We start from the raw sequence: 25362 nt of genomic DNA on the forward strand, positions 1-25362 counted from the left end.
TCCCTATTTTTGCGAGCGTTATAAACTAAATTTTCACATGAATTTTAAAAAAGTAAACAACATCACCGGCTGGCTGGTTTTTGCGATAGCCACGCTTACCTATACACTAACCAGAGAAGCCCGGGGCTCTTTGTGGGATTGCGGTGAATTTGTGGCCTGTGCCTTTAAATTAGGAATGCCCCACCCTCCCGGCGCACCTTTGTTTACTTTACTGGGAAGATTTTTTATAGTTTTATTTGGAGACAACCCGCAAACCGCAGGTAACGCCGTGAACTTTATGAGCGCCCTGGCAAGTGCGGGCACTATCCTGTTCCTGTTCTGGACCATCACCCATTTCGCACGTAAAATGTTTGTAAAGGCGGGCGAAGCGCTTACCCAACCACAAATGATCACGGTTATGGGATCGGGCGTAGTGGGTGCATTAGCTTATACCTTTACTGATTCTTTCTGGTATAGTGCTGTTGAGGGCGAAGTATACGCCTTATCATCTTTCTTCACCGCTTTTGTATTCTGGATCATGCTGAAATGGGAACATGCAGATGAACATGCCAGCAATGACGAAACCGGTAGACTTAGAGCTGACAAATGGATCATTTTCCTTTTCTTCATGATGGGACTTTCTATCGGCGTTCACTTATTAAACTTATTAACCATACCGGCGATTGTAATGATTTACTATTATCGTCGATACAAACCCACTACCAAGGGAGCCGTTATTGCTTTTTTAGTGGGATGTGTAATTACGGGTATTGTACAGGTTGCCGTAATTCAGTATAGTATGAAGGCTGCAGGCTGGTTTGATATTCTTTTTGTAAACAGTTTTGGCATGCCTTTCTTCTCTGGTTTTGCAGCTTACTTTATCATCATAGCAATTTTAATTGGGTGGGCTTTAACCTTCAAAACCAATGTTTCTAAAGGAAAAATAATTGCCTGGACTTCTTTATTCTTTGCATTAGCCTTTTTACCGTTCGCCTTCTCAGGTACCATGGCCGCTTTTAAGATCATTTTACTCCTGATCATTGGTGCTGTTTTAGGATATTTCATTAAAACATCTGCTCTAAAAGTGCTGAAGTTATCGCTTTGGTGCTATGCATTTATGATGCTGGGGTATTTTATGTACTTCACTTCCCTGATTCGTAGCCATGCCAACCCAGGCATTGATATGAACAATGTAGACAACCCGATCAACCTGGTGTATTACCTCGGACGTGAACAGTATGGCAGTGCTCCGCTTATTTACGGGCCGCATTTTGCAGCAGAAGTAGATTATGATGAAAATGGTTCTCTCCTATAGCTTAGGAGAGATGAAATATACCAAAGGAAAAGAGAAATATATTCAAACAGGTCCTGCAAGAGAAGTGCGGTATCAAAGCGGTGATAAAATGCTATTCCCGCGTATCTGGGACTCCAGTAATGATCAGAACCATGCGCAGTTCTATGCCGATTGGTTAGGGATAGGCCAGCAGCAGGATCCCAATACCGGTCAAACGAAGTATGAAGCACCCAGTTACGGACAAAATATTAACTGGTTCCTTACCTACCAGACAGATTTCCTCTTCATGCGTTATTTTATGTGGAACTTTGCAGGACGTCAGAATGACCTGCAGGGATTTGGAAATAAGAGAGATGGCAACTGGATTTCGGGTATCAGCCTGATGGATAATGCACGTCTGGGAGACCAGAGCAAAATGCCAGATAGCTTAAAGGTTAACAAAGCGAACAATAAGCTATTTATGTTGCCGCTGATTTTAGGGGTACTGGGATTTGTTTTCCAGTTATTGAGAAACAAAAATGACTTTATTGTTACCGCCATTCTTTTCTTCTTCCTGGGTGAAGCCATTGTATTATACCTTAATGCACCAGGTAATATGCCGAGGGAAAGGGACTATGTATTTGTAGGCGCCATGTATGTATTTGCTATCTGGATCGGTATTTCGGTGTTGGCGTTTGTAAAACTAGCCCTGGAAAAAACAGATAAAGAGCTATTTAAAAAGGTATTGATATACGGCGCTACGCTTACCTTCCTGGTTACGATCATCAGCAGTCTTACAGGATCTGCCAGCGGAGCCATAATGGCAAGCCTGGTAGCTGCCATTTTATTCGTTGCAGTAGTAGCAGCTGTTACTTATATTGTAAAAGCGGCTTCCGGCAAGGGCAGTAATCTAAAAATGGCTGGTATAACAGCAGGTGCTATTTGCTTGCTGGTACCCGTATTAATGGCCCAGCAGGAATGGGATGACCATGACCGTAGCCAGAAAACATTAGCTCCAGACCTGGCTAAAGATTACCTGGAAAGCTGTGCACCTAATGCCATCCTGTTCACTTTTGGCGATAACGACACTTACCCGCTTTGGTATGCACAGGAGGTTGAAGGTATCAGAACCGACATCCGGATTATCAATACCAGCCTACTGGGTATCGATTGGTATATCAACCAGCTTCGTTATAAGATCAACAAAGCAGATGGTGTGGATGTGATCTGGTCGCCTGAACAAATAGAAGGGCATAACAGGGAATATATTCGCCTGGGACAACAGCAACAGGGACAGGCTATAGATGCGAACGCCTTCTACCCGTTGTATGATATTATGAAGGACTATTTAGGTCAGGAAGTGAAAGACGAAGATGGCAACGATGTAGGCCCGAACACTATGCCTTTCAAAAAATTCTTTGTACCGGTAGATAAACAATTGGTATATAAAAATGGTACGGCAACACCTGCTGATAGCGTGGTGGACCAAATGGCATTTGAAATTCCATCGGGTGCTATTGCACGTAACGATCTCATTATGCTGAATATCATTGCTACCAATAAATGGCAAAGGCCTATTTATTTCACTGCAGCGTATGGTGAATTAGGATTTGGGCAGCACCTGCGTAAGGACGGACTTGCTTACAGACTTGTTCCATTCCAGGCTAAAGCACCCCAGCAAAACTGGGTTACTGACCAGGCCATGAGAGCTATGAGAGCGGGTGGTTCTTCTGTAAAGGACAATAATCTTAAAGCTATTTTTGAGAATCTTCAAAAGTTCGAATTTGGTGGCGCTAATAAAAAAGGCGTTTATTTTGATGAAGTAAACCGTCAATACCTTTTGAATATCAGGGGTATTTTTGCGGAAGCTGCGGGTAATTTGGCCGATGCAGGTAAAACCGACGAAGCTGTTAAGTTATTGAACAGGGAAGCTGCAGGTATAAGCCCTGAGAATTTACCTTATGGAATGACGAGCCGCTACAGCCAGCATAACCAAACTGGTATTTTATTAACCGAAGCGTATTACAAGGCTGGCAAATTAGACCAGGCCCGCAAAGTGGCAGAGGATATCAAAAAGGATATCGCCAGCCAGAGAAGTTATTATGAATACCTGAAGGCTGAAAAACCAGAGTTCTACGCTGGTCTGGAGCATACCGAAGTAATACTGAACGAAATAATGAATGAAGTATTAGGACAGGTAGAGCAGCAGTATGATCCGCTTAAAAAAGCAGCTAAAAATCCGGCACAGGAAATAACACCTGAAGCTTTGTTAAAAGCAGCTGATAGCGCGAAAAAAGCAACTGCTGCTGATTCGGCTAAATAATATTTACAAATCTGAATTTTAGTGAAAGGCTGTCCCTAACCGGACGGCCTTTTTGAGCCCGCCTCTTACTCCCTCCCCCACCATGATCCATTCACTATTATCTATTCACTATTCACCATTCACCATTCAACCAATCAACCAGTAAAACGTTATATTTATATATGCGTGGGTTTCATTTCTCAAAATTTGACAGTAACCAGGAAGGGAAAACTCCCTTCGAAAAGCTTTTAGACATTTTTATGCAGCTGCTCACTTACACCAGTGGCGATGTGGGCGAGGCATTGGAATGGCTAAATGAATTAGATAAGCAATACCAGCTGACAGATGGTGAATATGGAATGGGAGATTTCATAGAAGACCTGAAGCAGAAGGGATACATCAGTGAAGATCAGCAAAAAGGAGAGATAAAGATCACTCCTAAAACAGAGCAGGGCATTCGTAAAAAGAGCCTGGAAGAGATTTTCGGTAAGCTCAAAAAGAGCAGGCAGGTGATCATAAAACCTTCAAGCCAGGTCAGGGCGACGAGATCAATCCAGAAACCAGGCCTTTTCAATTCGGGGATATGCTGGAGCAGATCGACTTCACCGAGTCCATCCGTAATGCCCAGATCAATCACGGGGTAGATAGCTTCTCCCTTCGTGAAGATGACCTTAGCATCCGGGAAACAGATTTCAAAACCCAAACGTCTACGGTACTAATGATCGATATATCCCACTCCATGATCCTTTATGGAGAGGATCGGATCACGCCGGCTAAAAAGGTAGCCATGGCATTGAGTGAGCTCATCACTACCCGTTATCCGAAAGACACATTGGACATCGTAGTTTTTGGAAACGATGCCTGGCCGGTGGAGATCAAAGACCTTCCCTATTTACAGGTAGGCCCGTATCATACCAACACCGTAGCGGGTTTAGAGCTTGCCATGGACATCCTTAGGCGGAGAAAAATCCTAATAAGCAGATCTTTATGATCACCGATGGCAAACCTACCTGTCTTAAAATAGGCAAACGCTATTACAAAAACGCTTTCGGACTGGATCGTAAAGTAGTTAACCGCTGTATGAACCTGGCAGCACAATGCAAGAAAAACAAAATTCCTATTACTACATTTATGATCGCAACCGACCCCTACCTGCAGCGCTTTGTACAGGAATTTACAGAAATGAATCACGGCAAGGCCTACTTTGCTTCCTTAGACAACCTGGGAAGTTTTATCTTTAAAGACTTTGAAAGCGGTAAGTCGAAGACCGTTGTCTGAACTATGATTTGGGCAGATTAAAAGATTTTTTAGAAGATTTAAACATGCCGCCCAGGTCGTAAATTGGCAATCAGATACTTAGAATTATGCCAGATTATAAATTCAAAGAAATTACCGAAAAAATAATAGGTGCAGCGATGTCTGTTCATGCAACTTTAGGAAACGGTTTTCAGGAAGTAATTTATCAAAGAGCATTAAAAATTGAATTTGAAGACAGGCGGATAAAATTTGTCAGGGAAATGAACATGCCCATTTTTTACAAGGAAAAAATGATTGGTGAAAGAAGGGTAGATTTTTTCGTAGAAGATAAAATAATGCTCGAATTAAAAGCAATTATTCAATTGGAAAATGTGCACCTCGCGCAGGCTAAAAATTACCTGGAAGCTTATAACATGCAGGTAGGCTTGCTTATCAATTTTGGCAGCACAAGCCTTCAGTTCAAAAGGCTGGAAAATCAGAAATATAGAGATTCAAATAATCCATTAAATCCATAAATCCACCCCAATCATGGTCAATACAATCGGAGAATTAAAAAATCCGGATACCAATCCAAATCGATAAAAGAAGAGATAAGACAAAACCTGATACAAAAGCTGAAAGAAGGAGAAACTACTTTCCCCGGTATTGTAGGTTATGAAGACTCTGTAATACCTGAAACAGAAAGGGCATTATTGAGCAAGCACAACATCCTTTTACTGGGTTTACGTGGACAGGCTAAAACGCGTATGGCCCGACAGATGACCGACCTGCTGGATGAATATATACCTTTTGTTGCGGGTAGTGAGATCAACGATGATCCACTCAACCCCATCTCCAAATATGCAATGGATATGATTGCTGAAAAAGGAGATGACACACCTATTGAATGGTTGCACAGGAGCCAGCGTTATGGCGAAAAGCTAGCTACTCCCGATGTAAGCGTTGCCGATCTTATTGGTGATATCGACCCCATCAAAGCGGCCAATCTCAAACTCAGCTTTGCAGATGAACGCGTGTTGCATTATGGTATCATTCCGCGTAGCAACAGAAGCATTTTTGTTATTAATGAATTACCGGATCTGCAGGCACGTATACAGGTTTCTTTATTCAATATCCTGGAAGAAGGGGATATACAAATACGTGGTTTTAAATTAAGAATGCCGCTGGATATACTTTTTATATTCACCGCGAACCCTGAAGATTATACCAACCGCGGCTCTATCGTTACACCACTCAAAGACCGTATTCAAACAGATATTAACCCACTATCCCCGAACACTGGAACAGGCCCTGGATATCACAGAGCAGGAAGCTTTCGTTCATGGTGATGTAGTAGATAAAGTGCTTATTAGCGACCTGGTAAAACGATTAATTGAGCAGGTTGCCTTTGAAGCCCGCAGCAGTGAATTTGTAGATAAGAAAAGTGGCGTAAGTGCGCGCCTTACCATATCTGCCAGGGAGAATGCAGTAAGCGCTGCCGAAAGAAGAGCGCTGATCAATAGCGAGTCGACCACACAGGTTTGGATATCGGACCTTGCTGGAATCATCCCTTCTATAACAGGTAAGGTAGAACTGGTATACGAAGGAGAACAGGAAGGGCCTTACCAGGTAGCCATGAACCTGGTGGATAAAGCCATTCGCTCACAGTTCGTAAAATATTTCCCTGATCCCGATCAGCTGAAAAAACGCAGGAATACCGGTAAACCATCAGCCCAACAAAAAGCAGACGAGAACCCTTACCGGTCCATTACAGCATGGTTCGACAAAGGCAACCAACTAAATATTCCTTTTAATACCAAAGATGAGCAAAAAATACAGCTGCTCTACGGTGTGGATGGCTTACATGCGCTGGTGAAAAATACTTCCCCGGAGCCAATGATCTGCAGTCTGGCTTACTCATGGAGTTCGTACTGCATGGCCTTGCCTCCTACTCCTCCATTAGTAAAAAGCTATTTGAAAATAAGATCGAATTTAAAGACCTGTTTGGAAGCATGATGAATATGGGGAATGATGAACAGGATGAAGAACTGGGTTTTGATGAAGAAGCGTAAAACAATACCGTACGAAAATTTGTTCCCTTCCAATTACAATAGTATTCAAACTAAAAGACGTTTCAGTATTCGTACTGAAACGTCTTTCCTGATATTCTCCTGCCTGTGCCTGTCAATTTAGAGAGGGATCTGAAAACGTGTCTCCCTGCCTGATATCGCCGGTTTGAAATCCTTTCCTGAACCAGTGCATTCTTTGCGCTGACGTGCCATGCGTAAATGCATCCGGGACTACAGTGCGGTGCTATTCTTTGTAACCTGTCATCCCCTATTGCGTTAGCAGCGTTCAGCGCTTCGTCTATATCTCCTTCATCCAGGATATCTTTAGTTTGCTGCGCATGGTGCGCCCATACACCCGCTAAAAAATCTGCCTGCAATTCCATCTTTACGGAGTATTTATTAAATTCCGCTTCACTTAGCCGCCCGCGCATTTGCTGTAATTTTTCAGCAGTCCCGTTCAAATTTTGAATATGATGGCCCACTTCATGCGCCAGTACATAGGCCAGGGCAAAATCGCCGCCTGCCCCCAGTTTGGACTGCATTTCTTCATAAAAAGACAGATCGATGTATAACTGGTTATCGCCGGGACAATAAAACGGGCCGGAAGCTGCAGTACCATACCCGCATGCAGATTCAGTTTTGTCCCAATACAACACTAACGAAGGCTCTATGTAACGCTGCCCGTTCTGAGCAAACAATTGCCCCCAAACATCTTCAGTATCGGCCAAAGTTACTTTTACAAAACTGGTCAGCTCTTCCTCCTGCTTCAGCCTTTGTTCACTTTGGGCATTATTAATTGTACCGCGGTTCAAATCGGGTACTACAGGAGGCTCACCGCTGCCGCCCAAAAAACTGTATAATAAATAAACGATAAGACCCACAATACCTCCGCCTACAGCAAGTCCTCCGCCAGACATGCCGCGCCTGTCATCTACGTTAGAGCTTTCTCTCCGACCTCTCCATTTCATAAATGCTGATTTACACTAATGAATAATAGTTTATATTATTTTCTTAAATATCGTGCCATTAAATGCTGCGAAGTTGCTAATTAGGGGTAATATTCCAAAACTGGCACGTAGTAAGCAGAAATATACGGCGTTGGGTATGCCACCGGATTTGAGGCTATTTTAATTCAATAGTAGCAATTACCGGCAGATGATCGGACAAACTATTAACGGGCACCGAATGCCGCTCTACATCTACGAGGTTTTTCTTTCGTATAAAAATATAATCGATCTTTTTGGTAGCAACCGGCGCAGGATAAGTTTCCATTTGTTTAGGATCCGTTCCAATAAAATAACCTTCGAGGTATTGTATCTCGGGGCTTCCGGAGTTGCATTTAAATCACCTGTTAATATCACCGGATACGGATCAGCATCCAGATATCTTACTGCTTCCTGTGCCTGCACCATCCGTGAAGAGTCATCCAACGCAAAATGGGCTGAGGCAAACCTGATCTTTCTTTTCTTGGATATACTGATCACAGCACTGATCATTGCGGTAGACGGATTCTTGCTTTTCAATAAGCTCATTCTTTTATTCTCCACCTGTATAATGGGATATCGCGACAATACACCCATACCATACGCCCCTCTCTGGTAATCAAAATGACGTACAAAAGCATAATGCATCCCGGTTAATTGTCCCAGTACCTTCATCTGGTCAACTCCGGCAGTTCGGGTACAAACGCTGTCGACTTCCTGCAAGCCTACAATATCGGCACCCGATGCTTTAATGAATGCACCCATTGCTGCAAGCTGATCTTTCTCTTCCTTATCCGCACCATGATGAATATTATAGCTCATCACAGTAAGGGTTTGCGCGGATACAATAAAACCAGTAAACAATGCGATACAAATCAACAAACACTTAATCAAACGCATATCTTAGGGGTTTAACCATTCAAAATCCTCCGATTTAGGCATTGCATCATAAGTATTCACTACCAGCTCCGGCGGAGTAGTCAACTTTCGCCTGGCGGTATCCATCCATGCGCCATCCAGGTTTAAAATAGCTGCTACAGTGTCGCCATTTTTAATGATAGTATGCCGCATCGAAAAACGGCTAAAGTCTCTTCTAGCCTTCGTAAGCTCCACATTGATCGTAACGGAGTCATCCTGCCTGATTTCTCTTCTGAATATACACTCTTCTCTGAAAAGAACAGGGCCAATCTGTAACTCATGCATTTTGGACGTAGAGAGCCCATGCTCCAGCAGAAATTCTATACGGCAGTAGGCGCCCCAATCATAATAAACACTATGACGTAGATGTGCATTGGCATCCAGATCGGACCATCTTATCTGCACTTGTTTGATAAAAGCTGCCATTGATAATCATTTTAAACAGGTAAAAATTGCGTTTATCAGTTCCGTAACAATGATACGACTATTTTTGCACCTCCCCGAAAGCATATATCGATTAGGGAAATGCCCGGCAACCCTTTACCGGCCATTTAGTTAAGTAATTAAAAAGTAAATGAACAAAGAAATGAAGAAGATCGCAACGATAGTGTTGTCTGGCGTAGTAGCCCTTAGTGCCAATGCTCAAACAAAAGCAAAGCCTAAACCCGCTGCGCCTGTTAAAAAGACGATAGCTGCACCGGCAGTTAGCAATCAATCCACACCTTTAAAAAATCTGGCAGATTCGGCGAGTTATGCAATCGGGCAAAACCTGGCTCAATCCATAACCAAAGATTTAAAAAACCTGAATAAGCAAGCTTTTATCGAGGCTATTAAAACGGTGTTTGATGGTAAAGAGGCGAAGTTTGGCGAAGATGCAATCCGCTCAATACTCACCGAATTTTCAAGGTCTGAAGAAGAGAATCAATCGAAAGCCGTAGTAGAAGCAGGCCGCGCTTTTCTTGAAAAGAATAAAACAAAGCCGGGTGTAAAAACTACCGCCAGTGGTTTACAGTACGAAGTTATTAAAGAGGGAACGGGCGCAACACCTACGGCTACCGATACCGTTGTTTGTAACTATATGGGTATGCTTTTAGACAGTACTCAATTCGACAACTCCTACGATCGCGGCGAGCCTCTTACCATCGCAGTTGATGGAGGCGTGATACGTGGATGGACCGAAGGCTTACAGTTAATGAAAGAAGGCGCCAAATACAGGTTCTATATTCCACAGGAGTTGGGCTATGGATTAAGAGGCGCTTCTTCAACCATACCGGGCGGCAGCGCTTTAATTTTCGACATCGAATTACTGGAAGTGAAGAAGGGACAATAAGCTATTCTCCTAGTTTTTATAGCGGCAACATATCCAATTATGTTGCCGCTTTTTCTTTAAAAAATAAATATGAATTAAAATTTGGAAATGAGATTTACTTCATATTAACTTTAATAAAAATTCACCCCCGCCGTTTATGGAAACACACATTTCAATTGATGAGCCTCCCTCGGAAGCTCTTTTTTTAACCTATACACTTCATTTTTAGATACGCTAACCGTTACGCATTTACCCGCGCCTTAGCCTCTCTTACATAGTTTTCATCGGGCACATTTTTCTGTGCTTTCATGTATCGTTTCGAACAAACTTTATAAACAATCCCCCATTATCCTTACAACATTACCACAATGAAATCTGTTTTTCCTGTTGATGAGCCTCCGTCCAAATTAGCCTTTACCTACACCACGCTAATGGTGTTATTATTTTTAGCTGCCTGCCAGTATAAAAAGAAACACATACCCCTGCTACAGCACCTATGCTTAGAGATTCTGCTATTTTATCCAAAACGGAAATTATTGCCTGCAGCATTCCTCAAAAGAAACTGTCTAAACGAAAAAAGATCTACCTCACTTTCGATGATGGCCCTAATAAAGGAACCCGTACTGTATTAGACATTATGAAGGAAGAGCAAATACCGGCTACTTTCTTCCTGGTGGGTGAGCACGCTATTGGCAGCACAGAACAAAAAGAGCTTATGGATAGCTTAAGAAGCCTGCAAACCATCGAGCTCTGTAATCACAGCTATTCGCACGCACATAATAAGTTCGACAAGTTTTATATGCAACCCGATTCGGTACTGGCCGACTTTGATAAAGCCCGTGCCATTCTACAACTCGATTGCATGACCGCCCGCACACCCGGACGCAATATCTGGCGTATTGATAGCATTCATGGTACGGACATTAAAACCAGCAGGGCTGCCGCTGACACTCTACAGAAATATGGTTACAAGCTGGTAGGATGGGATATGGAATGGCATTTCGAACCTAAAACCATGCAGCTAACCAAAACCGCTACCGAATTAAAAATGCAGATCGATAGCCTGTTTATGCGCAACAAAGTAAAGCAGGAAAACCACCTGGTGATACTAGCACACGACCAGGCTTACAGAAGCCCTTCTAATATTGAAGAATTGCAAAAACTGGTACGCAGTTTAAAGCAGGATGATAATTACGAACTGGAACTGATCAAAAACTATCCGGGCTTAAGTAAAAACTAATAGGATCCCGTAAAAATATTTTTAGATCAGGAATTGATCAACAAAACCCGGCAAGAATTCATATACCGGTTAGCTCAAAAAACTAATATCTTAGCGGCATGCGATATCCTGTTTTTCTTTTGCTGATGCTTTGTTCGTTCTATTATGTACAAGCTCAGAACGGCAGTCTCTTACACATCCTGAGCACGTCTAAAGTATATGATATGCCTAGCCCAAAAGCCAAAGCGATTGGCGTGTACGCAAGAGGAGGCATGGCCACAGAGTTGAAGAAGTTTAATAATGGCTGGAGCGAGATACTCGTAGAAAACGGAGAAAAAGGCTATATCCTTTCCCGGCTGCTGGCCTCCAGCCTCAATGCAAACGATAGCTATGAAAAAGACCCCGCGGACTTTGTGTTACCAGGCGATGCAGATGCGGAATACGGCAGCCCCCACTTGTTTGTTACAGCAGCAAGCGTAAAAGCGCGGGCTATCTTTGCAAAAAGTAAACCCATCCTCAAAGTATACCGCACCAACGAACCGGTAAGTGTTAGTTATATCCCTTATGACGAAAATAAACTGGTAAAGATCGGGGATCAGGTTATGCGAACGACAAAGAAGGCTGGCTTTTTACACAAAAGAAATTCCTGGGTCGTAAACTGAGTTTTGAAAAAGTAGTGAGTGATTATACGGCATTATCTAAAACAGATACTGCAAAAAGAAAAATGCTGGTAGAAAGGATCTACGAAATGAGCTGGCGGGAAAAGAAAATCAACAACCTACAGGGCGTTCAGCTATTTCGCAGTCATCTGAAAGAAACAGGTAATACTACATTGTATCAGCAACTGGCCTTCGATGAATTCCTACTGAAAGCTACCCTGGACGCAGGTAAAGAAGATACACATGCCTTTGAGCAATCGCCCATAAGATTTACTGTGTTAGGGAAAATGCTGCCGGTAGATTTTTCGGAAAAAGATATATTAGACATCCCGCTTTCAAGGAAGATCATCACCAACGGGACCGGTTATCCGGAGTGTGGTGTTGAAGTAACTAAAGAGTACGCATTTGATCATTTTAAAGTATTTCATAGCCAAACTGAAACACTCACTTATTTTCCCCAAATCCGGTTTCATCAAAAAGAGATCGCCATTACCATTGCCGGATTTGCGATTGATGGAGACACAACGGAAGAAGCATTCCTGAAAAAGCTGGGCAAGTTTGTTACCTACGATTGGCTGGATAAGCCACATGTTTATTATATCAGCGGGGATGGCGATGTATTAGCATTAACCTTTAAAAATGGCAAAGCGGTTTTGTACGAGTATTGGTTTTATTGTTAGGGGGCTGTTTGATGTACTGTGTACGATGTACGACGCGCAACACATTAGACTCCGTACAATGATATTTTACGTCCTTCTCTATCTTATATCTACAAAGGCTATTAACACGTTTTAGAATGGCTATCGTCATGCTAGCATTCTCATCGAACTATCTAATACGATCTGTCTTGTACAGTTTTTGACAATAACTCAACGGCATCGTCCAATACTGCATCCCGGTCATTGGCAATATCACTTATAGCCGGCTTGACAATAATGTCAGGTTTAATACCAATGCGCTGAGTTTATTTACCTGAAGGATAGTAAATCCCAATTCCCCTAAAACGCGTCTTCAAGTTTCCAGGGAAAAAACAGGAAACTGTACCGTCTGTGCCTTTAAACTTCTCCCTACAACAACTGATTCGTCTGCTTTACCACCCCATTACAAAAGTGCTTTGTACATGCCCCACATTCTCTACCTGGCTAAGTTTGTTCACATGAAAATCGTAATAGGTTTCCATGTCTTCGGTAAGCACTTTCAGTAAAAAGTCAAACTCGCCTGAGATACTGTAGCATTCCAATACCTCGTTCATAGCCAGTATTGACTTAATAAATTTCGAACCTGCGATCTTATTATGCTCCCTTAAAGAAACATGACAAATCACCATCAGCTTTTTGCCCAGCTTAGCCGCATCCAATATCGCTGTGTAGTGCGAGATGATGCCCGACTGCTCCAGCCGCTTTACCCGCTCATGTACCGGCGTGGTGCTTAAATGCACCGAATCGGCTATTTCCTTTACCGTTACCCGCCCGTTTTGCTGCAGCATTCTGAGTATCTCCAGGTCCTTTGCATCCAACGTTACTGATAAAGCAGTTGGTTTTTCTTTTGCATATTTATTTACCGCCATAAAATAGCATTTAATACTATCAAAGATAATTTATAAAACATTTTATCCTGAAATATTAATTTTAACCTATTATTTTATCCTGTAAACTACCTTTGCATCTCCTGTTCATAGGCTGCCAACAATGGATTATGAACTTTATTCATCTCAAATTATAAACAATAAATATGTCTACAGTTACAAAAACTCAGATTGATTTTGACCTGAAATACAAGGTTGCTGACATTTCGCTGGCTGAATGGGGCCGTAAAGAAATTCGTCTTGCCGAAGCTGAAATGCCAGGCCTGATGAGCATCCGCAGCGAATACGCAGCATCTCAGCCTTTAAAAGGCGCACGTATTGCTGGCTGCCTGCACATGACTATTCAAACTGCCGTTTTAATTGAAACGCTGATAGCGTTGGGTGCTGAAGTAAAATGGAGCTCTTGTAATATCTTCTCTACACAAGACCATGCTGCTGCTGCTATTGCTGCCGCGGGTATTGGTGTATTTGCCTGGAAAGGCCAGACTCAGGCAGAAGCTGACTGGTGTATTGAGCAAACTTTATTCTTTGGCGCTGCTGATCGTCCGCTGAATATGATCCTGGATGATGGTGGTGATTTGACCAATATCGTATTAGACACTTACCCTGAACTGGTACAGCATGTAAAAGGTATCAGCGAAGAAACTACTACTGGTGTTCACCGTTTATACGAGCGTGTTGCAAAAGGTACTTTACCGGTTCCTTCTATCAACGTTAACGACTCTGTTACCAAATCTAAATTCGATAACAAATACGGTTGTAAAGAGTCTCTGGTTGATTCTATCCGTCGCGCTACTGATGTAATGCTGGCTGGTAAAATTGCGGTTGTGGGTGGTTACGGTGACGTAGGTAAAGGTTCTGCCGCTTCATTAGCTGGCGCCGGTTGCCGTGTTATTGTAACTGAAATCGATCCTATCTGTGCTTTACAGGCTGCTATGGATGGTTTTGAAGTAAAGAAAATGATCGATGCAGTAAAAGAAGCTGATATTATTGTAACGGCTTCAGGTTGCCGAGACCTGATCACAGGAGAGCATTTCAAGGCAATGAAAGATAAAGCCATCGTTTGTAATATCGGTCACTTTGATATTGAAATTGATGTTGCCTGGTTAAATGATAACTATGGTACCACCAAAGACACCATCAAACCACAGGTTGATATTTATAATGTTAATGGTAAAGATATTATCTTGTTGGCTGAAGGCCGCCTGGTGAACCTGGGTTGCGCTACTGGTCACCCCAGCTTTGTAATGAGTAACTCTTTTACTAACCAGACACTGGCTCAGATCGAATTGTGGACGAACCACGATAAGTATGAGAACAATGTATACGTGCTTCCTAAGCACCTGGATGAGAAAGTTGCCCGCTTACACCTTGCTAAAGTTGGTGTAGAGTTGGATGTTTTAACAGAGAAACAATCTTCCTATTTAGGCATTCCTGTAGAAGGACCATTTAAGCCTGAGTTGTACAGATACTAAGATCTTAATTTCACTATTATCGAAGCCGCCTTTACCGGGCGGCTTTTTGCATGCCCTTAATGCAACCATCGTTGTTCAACATTCGTCCGAAATAGAAATTCCCATAATGAAACCACCCACTAAAACGATTCTACTTATTCTACTGGTTACCTTGATAAGTTCCTGCTCACCGTATCAACAAATTAATAAACGAACTGATAAGCTATATAATGCTTTACTGGGCAAATGGGAAGTAAATAAACGCTCTCTAAACCTGGTAATAACCTGGTCAGGCAAAGAAACCTACCCCGAGGCACTATAACCTTCTACCCTAATAACCGGTTTATGTATCAAAACAAACATGGACGATATACAGGGTACTGGGATATTTCCACATCTTCTGATTGGACTGATCCATCAACTGAAGGTGGGTACAACGCCCTCCAGTACGGCATTCATAAACTATCACTTTCTTTCAATGGTGATATGCCGGTATTTCAACCGGGTGTAACAATGGAAATGATGTATGCCAGAAAAAATAAAATGAAATTTACAGATTATAGTAGCGTAAATAAATTTAAACGATAGTAATACAGGCACTTTAATAAGTCAATGCTTTATACATATTAATTAGTTTTTAGTTCTGATTATACACACTGAATAAAAAGAATTAAACTAACTACGCTTTATCTTTCATACGCATATCCAATGCAACATTCCTTTTTGAAGCAAACCAAATTTTTATTTCAAATAAAAATTTTATTTAAATTAAAATAATAAACAATACGAGTTTGTAAATATCTTTAATTCAAAAGATTAAACACCTTGTTTTTTGTTATTATATTGTTATTCTAATAAAATTCTAATCTGCAAATGCAGGTGAAATAAAGCCTATTTTGTAGTTTTGCGCTACACATGAAATTGAGGTATCTATATATCATTGCTTGTTTCCTTTTATCGGTATTTGTATCGAAAGAGGTTATTGCAGATGTTCGCCTTATTCATGCTGAACAAAAAGAAATTTGCGACAACTGCGAGTCCAGGAGCAGCGAGAAAAGCGCTGAAGAAAGGGGCTTCGAACAGGAGCAAAAATTACTGGGTATCTCTCCATCGCTTCCTTTACCGTTAGTAAGTACCCTTTTTGATAAAGTTGTCTATAAGGCTCCCTATATACCTGCCATTGAACTCGGAATTGTAGTTCCTCCTCCAAAGACGACATAGTTTATTTTCCTGCTATTATTACTTAAGTAATAGCCCCTCTTGCAGTAAGGCTTACTGCTTCCATCTAATTTACTAAAATAAGTACGGCCTGTAAAGGACCTTGTACTCACATATATTAACTACTATAAAACCTATAATTATGAAAAAGGTATTTATTGCATTTGCAGCTATTTTATTATCAGCTTCTGCAGCTTTTGCTCAGGTAACCGATCCTCAAAAAGTGATTAAACTGGGGACTGATGCTCATTTTATTAATGAATTGAGCCTGGAACACGGAAAAGAATATGGATTCCTGGCTAAAGACTTACAAGAGCTTTTCCCTTCGCTGGTAAAAGAGAAAAGGGTTAGTGAACGTTTCGGAAAAAATGCTTATCGTACCAAAGTGATCAAAGTAATTGATGAAAAAGCGCTGATCCCTGCAATGGTAACTTCTATCAAAAAACAAAATGTAGAAATACAGGATTTGAAGAAAAAAATGATTACGATCGAAAGCAAGATGTAATCCCTTCAATATTGAAGTTTTAGTAAAAAGACTGCCTCAGGGCGGTCTTTTTATTTGCCTGCAACTTTTTAAAAACCTGACACGTCAAGTAATTAAAAATGATCCTTTTATGAGAGCCCTGTTATTTTTAATCCTCCCCTGGTAATGGCTGGTTGCACCAAAAACAGACTGGCAAAGTTTAACACCCGTATCGTAGGTAGCTGGCAGCTGGTTGAGGTCAATACTTTCGGATTAGGCAGCAGCAATATTGTTTTTAATGGCGGGTATTTTACTTTTAACAGTAATAATACGGCTATGTATTATGACCGCAATAACAACTCGTTTACGGGTACCTGGTATATTGATGCCTATGTTTATACCGATGATGAAGGAGATTCTGAAACCGACTTTATATTAAGCGTTGATGTAGGCGATGGCAGGAGCATGAAATTTGACCGCTTCGAAATTCCGCGCTTTGGTAATACCAACCGGTTTAAGGCTAAAGTAAGAAATGGGCTAAATGTAGTTACTTACGTATTTGAGCGCCGTTAACTTAAAATGATAATACAATCGAGCCTACCGCCTGGTTTCGTATAGCCAGGCCAGGCACTGATACTGATTGTACTTTTACTACAGGCTTTAGGCTTAAAGCTGCTTTCTTATATTTCTTAGCTGACGAGCTCAGGAATAGGGAGGTAAGTCCAGAGCCTACAGCAATGGCTCCAAAACCAAATCCAACTATTCCTTCTACTAATCCGGAAAACATTTCATTTGCATTATTTTTACTTTTATTGGCTGCTATTAAGAAAAAGATGCCACTGGTAACTGCCGATCCGATAGCTGTGTATTTAAGTGTACGAGCGGCTTTTAACTTACGCTGCGATTTTTTGATATAGGTTTCATATAAGGATGATGTACCTGCCAGGGTTTCTGTTGTAAGCTTTTGGGCCAGCAATGTAAAATAAAACATGCAGGCGATAATGGTGAGCAGGAGATATTTCATAGTAGCTGTTTAAGTTATAAATATAAAGCTTTTTAATTGCCACTGCACCCCTCTTTCCTCCTGGTATCTATTAAATACTGGATCTTCCAGCCAGATCCTAATCGTACCAATTGCAACGAGTTCACCCCGCAATGGCTGAATTTACCTTTGTAGTAAAAAGCATAGGGTGTCCATACGCTGGCCAAAGCCCCATCGATATGAATAGCCTCCAATTGTATCCTTTCATCTGCATTGCCCCTAGCTTCGTTGCTTAAAAATTCGGCAAAATCATCTACCCTATCCGTACGCACTTTAACTGTGCCAGGCGCCGATGGTACGATTGTTTGCAATATAGCACTGTCTGTAAAGCAGGCTTTAAGCTGTTTTGCATCTGCATTGCGCATGGCATCAAACAGGTTATTAACCACGTTTATTACCGAATCTTTGCTGCTTTGCGCTTTTATTAAATAAGAATTCAATATAAACAATGCTAAAAGACAGTGTTTCATCGTTCATTTTGTTAAAGATGTGCTACAAATGGTACAATTGGCATCAAATTATCGTCTAATAAAAGGTGCTGTTTCGTTATGCAATTTCCGCCAACTATTAATCTTTAATAAAAATACGAAAGATGAAAAATATATTACACACAGGCTCACTTCTAATATTGATGGTATTGACCTTTTCGTCCTGCGCTTCTCAGAAAACGGCGACTGGATCCGAACCGGATTATGCCGCCTTGATCGACAGCCGGAGGTTTACGTTTAAGGCTCAAACGGTTATTCCTACGGAAGATAGCCGGTTTAATCCAAGGTTCATGTTCCCTAATGGCAATAATCTCTACCAGCTTAGTTCTGGCTACGATATAAAGATCACGCCCGACTCCGTGATCGCTTACCTGCCTTTCTTTGGCCGGTCGTTTACAGCTCCCGTTGATCCAACCAAAGGAGGTATCCGGTTTACCTCTACCGATTTTGACTATAAACAATCGATAAAGAAAAAGAACTACCAGATCACGATTACACCAAAGGATGACCGTGAAGTGAGAAGCCTGTTCCTTACTATTACACCTTCGGGTTATGCTTACGTACAAGTATTAAGTATGAATAAAACGCCGATATCTTTTAACGGTATCATTGAGAAAGATCAATAAATAAGCGTTTTATAAACAGCTGTTAGTAACTCTGGCCGGCTCCGGCACTCCCATAAAAATAAAAGGTTGTAATTTTGCCGGATGGTTGATTTAGATAAAAAGCAGGTTCGTATTGCGGTTTTAGATTTAAATGCGGGATATCCCAACCAGGGAATGAGGTGTATTAATGAGATCGTGCATAGATGGGCCGAGCAAAAAAGCTATTCGATTACTTACGATATTTTTGATGTGCGCGTGAAAAACGAGTTACCCGACCTTTCGTATGATATTTATATATCCAGCGGAGGTCCCGGAGATCCACTCAGTACCCGTTTTGATGACTGGGATATTAACTGGAACCGTTGGTTTAGCGATGTTCTACGCTGGAACGATAATCCTTCCAATATCACCAAAAAGTTTGTCTTTTTAATTTGTCATTCCTTTCAGATGGCCTGCCGCCATTTTAATGCCGGGTTGATATGCAAACGTAAATCTACCTCTTTCGGCGTGTTCCCTATGCATGTGATGCCGGAAGCTATTGGTGACCCTGTGTTCAGGAATTTGAAGAATCCTTTCTTTGGTGTAGATAGCCGCGATTTTCAATTAATACAGCCCAACCTGGATATGTTGCATGATATGGGCGCTTATATTACCTGTATCGAAAAAGAGCGTCCCCATGTTCCTTATGAGCGGGCGGTAATGGGCATTCGTTTCAGTGAATATATGTTCGGCACCCAGTTTCATCCGGAAGCGGATGCCACCGGTATGAGCCAGCACTTTCAAAATGAAGAGAAGCGCGAAATGGTGATCCAAAACCATGGAGAGGCCAAGCTGACCAGTATGCTGGAGCACCTGGAAGATCCGGATAAAATTCACTGGACCAATAAAAACCTGATCCCTAATTTTTTAAATGAGGCTTATAGTCATTTAATGGTGGAGGAGCTGGTGGAGGCGTAGGCGATTTTGATTACTGAAGTTTATATTCTTCTCATTTAGTTGTTGAAGTAAGAGGAACATGCGGAGCTTTTCTTTGTATATTCTGGATACAGGTCAATAGATAGTTGGGGCAAATCACTTATTGAATCGAGTTCGTAACTGGCGCTAAGGCAATCACTTGTTTATATACATCATATGTTTTTTCTGCCATAGTACTTGCCTGATATTGATCCAGGAATAACTGATAGCCGTTTCCGGCTATTCTGGCTTTATACGTTGCATCTTCAAAAATATGTTTCATGGCTTTGTAAAGAAGATCAACAAATACATATCCTCTGTCATCAGTTTTCACCTTGGTTACATGCTTTTCATGCTCAAACTTATTGAAAGCACTAATATCAGACAATATAACAGGTAGTTTCTTACTCAGCATTTCGAGTACTACAAAGCTACTCTGTTCTGTAGTGGAAGGCATGACTCCACAATTCGCAATTTTATAGAGTTTAGACAGGTTCTCTACAGGCTGATATCCGGTAAAAGTTATTTGACCACAACACTCAAAAATCCGGGAAAGAAATGTGTCTGTATTGCCACTACCGACAACCAACAGTTTAATTGAACCTGATCTCTTTGCTATTTTTTTAAATGCTTCCAATAATACGCCAATCCCCTTTTGTTCGATAAGCCTCCCTACATAGATAAAAATAAAATCAGTCGGCGCAAAACCCAAAGACCTTCGCATTTCACCCATCTCGTTCTTTTCCGCGGTATTACTCATTATTAATCCATTAGGAATAATCTTCGTTTTACACTCGTTCACCTTATAATAATCACTTATAAACTCCTTACTTTCTTCAGTTAAACAAATAATACGATCTGCAGCCAGGCACATTTTCTCCTCTTCCTTCATAGATAACAGACCTGCTGTTTTTTGGTCAGCAAAGTTTTTTGAGGCCCACTTTTCAATAAAGCTTTGTTTGTTATTATTGAAAAAGACACGCCATAATGAGACATGCAGCGTAAGTACTATTTTATAATCATACTCCTTTGCAAGGTCACCTATAGTTCTTTGTAATAAAGAGTTTAAGTGTAGAATATTATAGCCTTCACCAGTAAAGTATTTTGAAAGCATACAGAAGATAACTCTTGCCTGTAAAGGATGAATAGCGGTTTCCTGCTTTTTCTGGACAACGGGATCTTCGAATTGTATCAGAATTTTAAAAACCTTTCCTTCTCATGTGTCTCGAAAACTCTATTTTACTACCAAATTTAATTTGTACGTAGTAAATAATGCAGTCTTCGTATACGACCAGTGAGTTGATAAGATTCGCAGCATAGGTACCTACTCCATGTTGTACAGCGCTTGATGGAGTTTCGATAAAAAAATCTTCCTCATCTTATCAGGTTTAAATAAAAAACCAACTGGGGAATGTATAGCTCTGCATGGTTGGTTACCTCATCATAAGTAATTAGTAAAAGTTTTTTAAGTTCATTTTCGCTATCTTTTTCAAGCTTTCCCAACAAAGCAGCTTTCAGCCGAGTTTTGTTTTCCTCACTCGATAAGAAGGAATTGAAATACTTACTACTATTAGCTACATTTATTTTAGGTAAGAAGTTTTCCAATGTAAATCGGCCAGTTACTACATCACCAGAAGCTTTTTCTAATTTATCCAGCCCAACCTCGTAACAACCAATCAGGTCATTTCTATGTTGAGTACTATAAGTCGTATTTTGAAACCGGCTTACAATGTAAAAAAGCCCCTGAACTAAAAGCGACCTATCCATCGTTTCCTTTTGAAACTCGTCCTTTATAAAGCTATCTACTTTAGTAAAAATGTTTTCAAGATTGGCATTAACAAACCCACTGCTTATAGAAAGATTTAAGAATTGAGTGATATATAATAAATGTACAGGATGCTGTGTCTTATTCACATTTAACAACTTAATCAACGCTTGTGTAAGCTCAAACGCATAGTGATTATAAAACTCATTATCATCCTTATCGGCATATGCATATACTATTTGTACATAGCTCAAATACACGTCCAGGTTCTTCACTGCTATTTGTGGGCTTTTCAGCAGCAGACGATTTATATTACTGATCAAATTGAATTATTTAAAACGCGAACTAACCTAGCAGAAAACAAGTTCCTGTAAAACCTTTTTCGATTTTTATGCTCTATCCTGATATACATATTGTTAGCAAGAGCATTTTACAGAAACTTAAGAATCATTTACTTTAAGTTTCTACAAAATAATAGTAGGAGCACTCTTCATTGAGAATGCTCCAACTATATAATAGTGCATGTTATCTATTAGCTAAGCAGATACCCATCAAGTCTGGTCATAATATAGCCGCCTGTTAGCGTATCAAAATATACCATTTCATCGCCCGGGTTTGATGAATCCCAATCCTGGTATCCGCTCACGCCAGATGATGGCCCAAATATGAGGTTAGATCTGTCGCTGATGGTTACCAGAAAATCGTTACTGGAATTCGTAACACGATAAGTTATAGTATTAGCAAGCGGATCAGCTGAATAGAAGGAGAAATTTGCGTCGCCATCCGGTCCATTGAAAGGGCTACTATATATTTCGTGAGGATTTCCGTTGCTATCCAAATATCTCAAATATCCTCCACCGCCGGTTTCGTACGCATCTGTATCCTGGTAAAATGTTGCATATCCATAAGGAGAAGGGTATGACAGTTCTCCCGGATTTACATTATAATACTCGCCTGTTATTTTATCAAAATAAGTAGTAGTATTTCCATTTACACTTGTTATTTCAATACTGGATGCATCATTAAATGCAATGTATCCCCGTTCACATCACAATAAAGAGGATACCCGGTATTGAGATCTATACCAGCAAAAACAATGTTGCTATAGTTTGGATCGCCATAACCGGTAGTTGACACCGTTATATAATCGTTATTAGCATCATAATAGCTAAAAGAACCTCCTCCTATTGTGGAGGAATTACTGTCATCTACAAAGCTACTTACATTGTTACTAGTGTTGGAAAACTCGTGATCAATTACCCAGTTAACATCGGAGTTAGGGTTGGTGCCGAGCGTCCATATGATGGCCCATTGACGCCCGCCGGTGATAGCTTTTGAGTCTTCATAAGATAGTACTTCGAAAGATGTTTCGACTTCGTTAAGTGTTTTGATCCGCATAGATGTTGATTTAGATATGAATAATTAATTCTTTTAAAATTATGTCTTAAAATGGCATGAAGTAATGATCATGCAAACGTTTGCGCTATTTATTTACCGTGTATTTTAAGTTATCAAAGAATCGTTCAATCAGCTTTTTGTCTTTTGTGATAATTTCTGCAGTTCCTTTTCCTTCATAAATAAAAGCCAGCTTTTTCCCATAATTGGTTATTAACCCTTCTTTCAATTTCACTGTTACCAAATAGGTTTCGACATCTCCATCTTTCGACTTTTCTATGTTAGTTGTTTTAGATATAGTTGCCACATTTCCCTGTATCGCCCCGTACTCATTGTAGGGATAATTATCAAGTTTTACTACAACCTCTTGTCCTTGTTGTACCTTACCTGCCCCATTTGCAGGAATAATAACCTGACCATAGGGTTGCTGCTGAGCAGGTAACATTGTAAAAAGAGGCTCTGAACTTTGTACAAATTGCCCGGAGGTCCAAAACTTTAAAAATTGTACCTGCCCGTTAAATGGCGCCTTTACCAGATAGGTTTGCTCCCATCCATTTATATTTTCCCTCAAATCATTATAGGAGGCTACCAGATTTAATCTTAACTCATTAAACCTTTCGTTTCTTTCGATGGTTGTTTCCGTTATCTGGCTATGAATTTGTAATTGCTCTTTTTCTTTTTGGAGTTTTTCAGCAGTTATATTATTATAGCCAGTTTTGCCTGATATCTCATTAAGTTTAGATTTTTCGATATCCCCGGCTGACAATACTCGTTCGGCATAAAGCAGCGAGTCTCGCTTAAATAAGCTTCTGCTTTTCTCTATGTATTCTTTGGTGGCAACAACCTTATCCACCAGATTATCCAACTCTTTAGTCTGATGTACTTCGAGGCTCTTTAATTCTGTAATTTTTTTGTCATACAATTTATCATTTAAAAAACTATTATACTCGTTAAGAGCATTGAGAAAATTATAATATTTTGATGAGATGACTCCTAAAGAAAAGTTATGGGAGAACTTCTTCGCATCGATACTATAATAGAATCTTTCCGGGTCGAATTGTTGAAGCATTTTTTTCAGGAGTACAATATCGGCGTAGATTGCAGGATTATCAATGTAAGCAATGACCTCCCCTTCTTTAATAGGATCAAGGGAGTTTTTAACATTCAATATCAACTTTCCGTTTGTATTTGCCACCAACTTGATAGGAGCCGTGCTGGTATTAATGGTAACCCTGCCCACAATCACATCCGGATACTTAATAAGAAAACCCAGACCTGTCATACTCAGAACAATAAATACTATAATAAAGGCAACCCAGTAGCCAAATTTGGTTGGCATCCTGTCAATAATGTCCTGAACCTCCTCAGTACGATTCTGAGTTGTTCCTATTTCAATAGTTTCAATACTAGCCATTATTTAGGATCATTACTTTCTTCAGCATGTTTTACAGTGCCTTTGGTATGCGTCAAAGCCATGCCTGGCTTCGCTTCTTCGTCTTGTATTGGGTTATCTAAATTGGCTGCGCCATCCAATTGCGCCTGAACCAACTGGTAATATTGCTTTTGATGCTTCATCAGAAAATTATGATTACCTATCTCTACTATACGTCCGTCCTGCATTACTACAATCTGATCGGCTTTTCTAATAGTGCTGAGCCGATGGGCTACAACAATTACTGTTTTATCTTTAAAAACTTTGTCCAGAGCCATTACTATTTTTTGCTCATTAACGGTATCCAGCGCATTTGTGGCTTCGTCAAAGAAAAGATAGTCTGGATCTTTATAGAGGGCTCGGGCTATCAATATTCTTTGCTTCTGTCCTCCACTTAAGCCACGCCCCTGCTCCCCCATCATAGTTTGATAACCTAATGGCAATTTTTCTATTTCTGCAGCAATATTAGCGGCGTCCAAAGCATTTCTCAGCTTCTTATAATCAACCTTCTCATCATCAAGAACTATATTGTTTAAGATCGTATCATTAAATATTTTTCCATCCTGCATTACAGCTCCACACTTTTCCCGCCATTGCTTCAGGCTAATATTATTTATATTCATGCTCCCCATCATAATGTCGCCATGGCTAGGCTTATACAGTCTTAACAGTAACTTTAGCAATGTAGACTTCCCGCTTCCACTGTCACCAACGATTGCGGTCACCTTTCTTTCGGGTATATGAAGTTGAATGTTTTTTAGAACCAACGGACTATGGGGAGCGTACTGAAACATTACGTTATTGAGTAAAAGGCTTTTGTTTTGCGGCAGATCAATGGGATTGCTCCCCACATCCTGATGCTCATCTTTCAACTCATGTATTTCGTTCAATCGCAGAAAACTAATTTTTGCAAATTGAAATGCAATAATAAACTGGATAAACTGTTGAACAGGCCCATTGAGCATACCTATTATAAACTGCGTTGATATCATTACTCCAAAGGTTATCTGCCCT

Annotated in this window: 32 protein-coding genes; 20 read left to right on the plus strand and 12 right to left on the minus strand. The window is 40.7% G+C overall.

Translation table 11 applies throughout. The annotated features are described in order from the left end of the window. Positions 1-37: 37 nt before the first annotated feature. The 8 genes from MKP07_RS32665 to MKP07_RS32700 all read left to right on the plus strand — a co-directional run bounded on the left by MKP07_RS32665 (position 38) and on the right by MKP07_RS32700 (position 6806). Positions 38-1294, plus strand: coding sequence for a glycosyltransferase family 117 protein (locus MKP07_RS32665; protein WP_240852251.1), 1257 nt, complete (start codon positions 38-40; stop codon positions 1292-1294). After that, a complete protein-coding gene (locus tag MKP07_RS32670) occupies positions 1269-3575 on the plus strand; it encodes a hypothetical protein (protein WP_240852252.1) in 2307 nt (768 codons plus the stop codon). The genes MKP07_RS32665 and MKP07_RS32670 overlap by 26 nt, the downstream gene beginning before the upstream one ends. A gap of 161 nt (positions 3576-3736) precedes the next feature. Continuing rightward, positions 3737-4198, plus strand: coding sequence for a vWA domain-containing protein (locus MKP07_RS32675; protein ID WP_240852253.1), 462 nt, complete (start codon positions 3737-3739; stop codon positions 4196-4198). Next, positions 4138-4545 (plus strand): vWA domain-containing protein, encoded by a 408-nt coding sequence (locus tag MKP07_RS32680; RefSeq protein ID WP_240852254.1) that lies wholly within the window; start codon positions 4138-4140, stop codon positions 4543-4545. The genes MKP07_RS32675 and MKP07_RS32680 overlap by 61 nt, the downstream gene beginning before the upstream one ends. Further along, a complete protein-coding gene (locus MKP07_RS32685; RefSeq protein ID WP_240852255.1) occupies positions 4542-4832 on the plus strand; it encodes a vWA domain-containing protein in 291 nt (96 codons plus the stop codon). The genes MKP07_RS32680 and MKP07_RS32685 overlap by 4 nt, the downstream gene beginning before the upstream one ends. 86 nt (positions 4833-4918) lie before the next feature. Then, entirely contained in the window at positions 4919-5326 is a 408-nt protein-coding gene (locus MKP07_RS32690; protein ID WP_240852256.1) for a GxxExxY protein, read from the plus strand. Between the two features lie 177 nt (positions 5327-5503). Beyond that, complete coding sequence (locus MKP07_RS32695) at positions 5504-6139, plus strand: AAA family ATPase (RefSeq protein WP_240852257.1); 636 nt, start codon at positions 5504-5506, stop codon at positions 6137-6139. A gap of 13 nt (positions 6140-6152) precedes the next feature. After that, positions 6153-6806 carry a hypothetical protein gene (locus MKP07_RS32700; RefSeq protein WP_240852258.1) on the plus strand — a complete coding sequence of 218 codons (654 nt, stop codon included), beginning with the start codon at positions 6153-6155 and terminating at the stop codon, positions 6804-6806. Between the two features lie 118 nt (positions 6807-6924). On the opposite strand, the gene ypfJ is transcribed toward MKP07_RS32700, so the two are convergent. From ypfJ to MKP07_RS32715, 3 genes are all read right to left on the minus strand, one after another. Beyond that, complete coding sequence (gene ypfJ, locus MKP07_RS32705) at positions 6925-7827, minus strand: KPN_02809 family neutral zinc metallopeptidase (RefSeq protein WP_317236195.1); 903 nt, start codon at positions 7825-7827, stop codon at positions 6925-6927. A 231-nt stretch (positions 7828-8058) separates the two neighbouring features. Beyond that, positions 8059-8742 (minus strand): endonuclease/exonuclease/phosphatase family protein, encoded by a 684-nt coding sequence (locus MKP07_RS32710; protein ID WP_240852259.1) that lies wholly within the window; start codon positions 8740-8742, stop codon positions 8059-8061. A 3-nt stretch (positions 8743-8745) separates the two neighbouring features. Further along, on the minus strand, positions 8746-9186 hold the full coding sequence (locus MKP07_RS32715) for an acyl-CoA thioesterase (protein ID WP_240852260.1): 441 nt from the start codon (positions 9184-9186) through the stop codon (positions 8746-8748). Positions 9187-9334: 148 nt separating this feature from the next. Between MKP07_RS32715 and MKP07_RS32720 the strand changes: the two genes are divergently transcribed. From MKP07_RS32720 to MKP07_RS32735, 4 genes are all read left to right on the plus strand, one after another. Beyond that, entirely contained in the window at positions 9335-10090 is a 756-nt protein-coding gene (locus MKP07_RS32720) for an FKBP-type peptidyl-prolyl cis-trans isomerase (protein ID WP_240852261.1), read from the plus strand. 475 nt (positions 10091-10565) lie between these two features. Beyond that, a complete protein-coding gene (locus MKP07_RS32725; RefSeq protein WP_240852262.1) occupies positions 10566-11309 on the plus strand; it encodes a polysaccharide deacetylase family protein in 744 nt (247 codons plus the stop codon). A 203-nt stretch (positions 11310-11512) separates the two neighbouring features. Continuing rightward, complete coding sequence (locus MKP07_RS32730) at positions 11513-11950, plus strand: SH3 domain-containing protein (protein ID WP_240852263.1); 438 nt, start codon at positions 11513-11515, stop codon at positions 11948-11950. Positions 11951-11964: 14 nt separating this feature from the next. After that, the gene (locus MKP07_RS32735; RefSeq protein ID WP_240852264.1) at positions 11965-12627 is read left to right on the plus strand and encodes a hypothetical protein; all 663 of its coding nucleotides are present in this window, start codon (positions 11965-11967) and stop codon (positions 12625-12627) included. Between the two features lie 410 nt (positions 12628-13037). Here MKP07_RS32735 and MKP07_RS32740 read toward each other — a convergent pair whose 3' ends face one another. Continuing rightward, positions 13038-13514 (minus strand): Lrp/AsnC family transcriptional regulator, encoded by a 477-nt coding sequence (locus tag MKP07_RS32740; RefSeq protein ID WP_240852265.1) that lies wholly within the window; start codon positions 13512-13514, stop codon positions 13038-13040. Between the two features lie 164 nt (positions 13515-13678). Between MKP07_RS32740 and ahcY the strand changes: the two genes are divergently transcribed. The 6 genes from ahcY (at position 13679) to MKP07_RS32770 (ending at position 17240) form a co-directional block, all read left to right on the plus strand. Further along, positions 13679-15007, plus strand: a complete 1329-nt coding sequence (gene ahcY / locus MKP07_RS32745; protein ID WP_240852266.1) for an adenosylhomocysteinase — start codon at positions 13679-13681, stop codon at positions 15005-15007. 106 nt (positions 15008-15113) lie between these two features. Next, complete coding sequence (locus tag MKP07_RS32750) at positions 15114-15308, plus strand: hypothetical protein (RefSeq protein ID WP_240852267.1); 195 nt, start codon at positions 15114-15116, stop codon at positions 15306-15308. Between the two features lie 23 nt (positions 15309-15331). Continuing rightward, entirely contained in the window at positions 15332-15574 is a 243-nt protein-coding gene (locus tag MKP07_RS32755; protein ID WP_240852268.1) for a hypothetical protein, read from the plus strand. Positions 15575-15907: 333 nt separating this feature from the next. Continuing rightward, positions 15908-16207 carry a hypothetical protein gene (locus MKP07_RS32760; protein ID WP_240852269.1) on the plus strand — a complete coding sequence of 100 codons (300 nt, stop codon included), beginning with the start codon at positions 15908-15910 and terminating at the stop codon, positions 16205-16207. 139 nt (positions 16208-16346) lie between these two features. Then, positions 16347-16709 carry a hypothetical protein gene (locus tag MKP07_RS32765; protein ID WP_240852270.1) on the plus strand — a complete coding sequence of 121 codons (363 nt, stop codon included), beginning with the start codon at positions 16347-16349 and terminating at the stop codon, positions 16707-16709. Between the two features lie 144 nt (positions 16710-16853). After that, complete coding sequence (locus MKP07_RS32770) at positions 16854-17240, plus strand: hypothetical protein (RefSeq protein WP_240852271.1); 387 nt, start codon at positions 16854-16856, stop codon at positions 17238-17240. 1 nt (position 17241) lies between these two features. On the opposite strand, the gene MKP07_RS32775 is transcribed toward MKP07_RS32770, so the two are convergent. After that, the gene (locus MKP07_RS32775; RefSeq protein ID WP_240852272.1) at positions 17242-17691 is read right to left on the minus strand and encodes a hypothetical protein; all 450 of its coding nucleotides are present in this window, start codon (positions 17689-17691) and stop codon (positions 17242-17244) included. 32 nt (positions 17692-17723) lie between these two features. After that, positions 17724-18179, minus strand: coding sequence for a nuclear transport factor 2 family protein (locus MKP07_RS32780; RefSeq protein WP_240852273.1), 456 nt, complete (start codon positions 18177-18179; stop codon positions 17724-17726). Positions 18180-18301: 122 nt separating this feature from the next. On the opposite strand from MKP07_RS32780, the gene MKP07_RS32785 reads away from it, so the two are divergent. Together MKP07_RS32785 and MKP07_RS32790 are read left to right on the plus strand one after the other, a co-directional pair. Then, on the plus strand, positions 18302-18823 hold the full coding sequence (locus MKP07_RS32785) for a DUF4251 domain-containing protein (protein ID WP_240852274.1): 522 nt from the start codon (positions 18302-18304) through the stop codon (positions 18821-18823). An 81-nt stretch (positions 18824-18904) separates the two neighbouring features. Continuing rightward, positions 18905-19759, plus strand: coding sequence for a type 1 glutamine amidotransferase (locus MKP07_RS32790; RefSeq protein ID WP_240852275.1), 855 nt, complete (start codon positions 18905-18907; stop codon positions 19757-19759). 118 nt (positions 19760-19877) lie between these two features. Here MKP07_RS32790 and MKP07_RS32795 read toward each other — a convergent pair whose 3' ends face one another. From MKP07_RS32795 to MKP07_RS32820, 6 genes are all read right to left on the minus strand, one after another. Next, positions 19878-20870 carry a glycosyltransferase family 4 protein gene (locus tag MKP07_RS32795; protein ID WP_240852276.1) on the minus strand — a complete coding sequence of 331 codons (993 nt, stop codon included), beginning with the start codon at positions 20868-20870 and terminating at the stop codon, positions 19878-19880. 260 nt (positions 20871-21130) lie between these two features. Further along, positions 21131-21844, minus strand: coding sequence for a hypothetical protein (locus tag MKP07_RS32800; protein WP_240852277.1), 714 nt, complete (start codon positions 21842-21844; stop codon positions 21131-21133). A gap of 209 nt (positions 21845-22053) precedes the next feature. Continuing rightward, positions 22054-22368 (minus strand): hypothetical protein, encoded by a 315-nt coding sequence (locus MKP07_RS32805; protein ID WP_240852278.1) that lies wholly within the window; start codon positions 22366-22368, stop codon positions 22054-22056. A 152-nt stretch (positions 22369-22520) separates the two neighbouring features. Continuing rightward, a complete protein-coding gene (locus tag MKP07_RS32810) occupies positions 22521-22919 on the minus strand; it encodes a hypothetical protein (protein WP_240852279.1) in 399 nt (132 codons plus the stop codon). A gap of 85 nt (positions 22920-23004) precedes the next feature. Further along, a complete protein-coding gene (locus tag MKP07_RS32815) occupies positions 23005-24330 on the minus strand; it encodes an HlyD family secretion protein (protein WP_240852280.1) in 1326 nt (441 codons plus the stop codon). Beyond that, positions 24330-25340 (minus strand): peptidase domain-containing ABC transporter, encoded by a 1011-nt coding sequence (locus tag MKP07_RS32820; protein WP_240852281.1) that lies wholly within the window; start codon positions 25338-25340, stop codon positions 24330-24332. The genes MKP07_RS32815 and MKP07_RS32820 overlap by 1 nt, the downstream gene beginning before the upstream one ends. Between the last annotated feature and the right edge of the window lie 22 nt (positions 25341-25362).

The sequence above is a fragment of the Paraniabella hibiscisoli genome (assembly GCF_022512515.1).
GTDB lineage: Bacteria > Bacteroidota > Bacteroidia > Chitinophagales > Chitinophagaceae > Niabella > Niabella hibiscisoli.

Excerpts from the sequence above, each read along its gene's own strand:
- MKP07_RS32755 (WP_240852268.1), top strand. The coding sequence starts at position 15,332 with ATGTATCAAAACAAACATGGACGATATACAGGGTACTGGGATATTTCC.
- MKP07_RS32770 (WP_240852271.1), top strand. The coding sequence starts at position 16,854 with ATGGCTGGTTGCACCAAAAACAGACTGGCAAAGTTTAACACCCGTATC.
- MKP07_RS32765 (WP_240852270.1), top strand. The coding sequence starts at position 16,347 with ATGAAAAAGGTATTTATTGCATTTGCAGCTATTTTATTATCAGCTTCT.
- MKP07_RS32775 (WP_240852272.1), bottom strand. The coding sequence starts at position 17,691 with ATGAAATATCTCCTGCTCACCATTATCGCCTGCATGTTTTATTTTACA.
- MKP07_RS32665 (WP_240852251.1), top strand. The coding sequence starts at position 38 with ATGAATTTTAAAAAAGTAAACAACATCACCGGCTGGCTGGTTTTTGCG.
- MKP07_RS32675 (WP_240852253.1), top strand. The coding sequence starts at position 3,737 with ATGCGTGGGTTTCATTTCTCAAAATTTGACAGTAACCAGGAAGGGAAA.
- MKP07_RS32685 (WP_240852255.1), top strand. The coding sequence starts at position 4,542 with ATGATCACCGATGGCAAACCTACCTGTCTTAAAATAGGCAAACGCTAT.
- MKP07_RS32680 (WP_240852254.1), top strand. The coding sequence starts at position 4,138 with ATGCTGGAGCAGATCGACTTCACCGAGTCCATCCGTAATGCCCAGATC.
- MKP07_RS32785 (WP_240852274.1), top strand. The coding sequence starts at position 18,302 with ATGAAAAATATATTACACACAGGCTCACTTCTAATATTGATGGTATTG.
- MKP07_RS32670 (WP_240852252.1), top strand. The coding sequence starts at position 1,269 with ATGATGAAAATGGTTCTCTCCTATAGCTTAGGAGAGATGAAATATACC.
- MKP07_RS32790 (WP_240852275.1), top strand. The coding sequence starts at position 18,905 with ATGGTTGATTTAGATAAAAAGCAGGTTCGTATTGCGGTTTTAGATTTA.
- MKP07_RS32710 (WP_240852259.1), bottom strand. The coding sequence starts at position 8,742 with ATGCGTTTGATTAAGTGTTTGTTGATTTGTATCGCATTGTTTACTGGT.
- MKP07_RS32730 (WP_240852263.1), top strand. The coding sequence starts at position 11,513 with ATGCCTAGCCCAAAAGCCAAAGCGATTGGCGTGTACGCAAGAGGAGGC.
- MKP07_RS32740 (WP_240852265.1), bottom strand. The coding sequence starts at position 13,514 with ATGGCGGTAAATAAATATGCAAAAGAAAAACCAACTGCTTTATCAGTA.
- MKP07_RS32780 (WP_240852273.1), bottom strand. The coding sequence starts at position 18,179 with ATGAAACACTGTCTTTTAGCATTGTTTATATTGAATTCTTATTTAATA.
- MKP07_RS32810 (WP_240852279.1), bottom strand. The coding sequence starts at position 22,919 with ATGCGGATCAAAACACTTAACGAAGTCGAAACATCTTTCGAAGTACTA.
- MKP07_RS32715 (WP_240852260.1), bottom strand. The coding sequence starts at position 9,186 with ATGGCAGCTTTTATCAAACAAGTGCAGATAAGATGGTCCGATCTGGAT.
- MKP07_RS32720 (WP_240852261.1), top strand. The coding sequence starts at position 9,335 with ATGAACAAAGAAATGAAGAAGATCGCAACGATAGTGTTGTCTGGCGTA.
- MKP07_RS32725 (WP_240852262.1), top strand. The coding sequence starts at position 10,566 with ATGCTTAGAGATTCTGCTATTTTATCCAAAACGGAAATTATTGCCTGC.
- MKP07_RS32820 (WP_240852281.1), bottom strand. The coding sequence starts at position 25,340 with ATGATATCAACGCAGTTTATAATAGGTATGCTCAATGGGCCTGTTCAA.
- ypfJ (WP_317236195.1), bottom strand. The coding sequence starts at position 7,827 with ATGAAATGGAGAGGTCGGAGAGAAAGCTCTAACGTAGATGACAGGCGC.
- ahcY (WP_240852266.1), top strand. The coding sequence starts at position 13,679 with ATGTCTACAGTTACAAAAACTCAGATTGATTTTGACCTGAAATACAAG.
- MKP07_RS32795 (WP_240852276.1), bottom strand. The coding sequence starts at position 20,870 with ATGCTTTCAAAATACTTTACTGGTGAAGGCTATAATATTCTACACTTA.
- MKP07_RS32750 (WP_240852267.1), top strand. The coding sequence starts at position 15,114 with ATGAAACCACCCACTAAAACGATTCTACTTATTCTACTGGTTACCTTG.
- MKP07_RS32815 (WP_240852280.1), bottom strand. The coding sequence starts at position 24,330 with ATGGCTAGTATTGAAACTATTGAAATAGGAACAACTCAGAATCGTACT.
- MKP07_RS32690 (WP_240852256.1), top strand. The coding sequence starts at position 4,919 with ATGCCAGATTATAAATTCAAAGAAATTACCGAAAAAATAATAGGTGCA.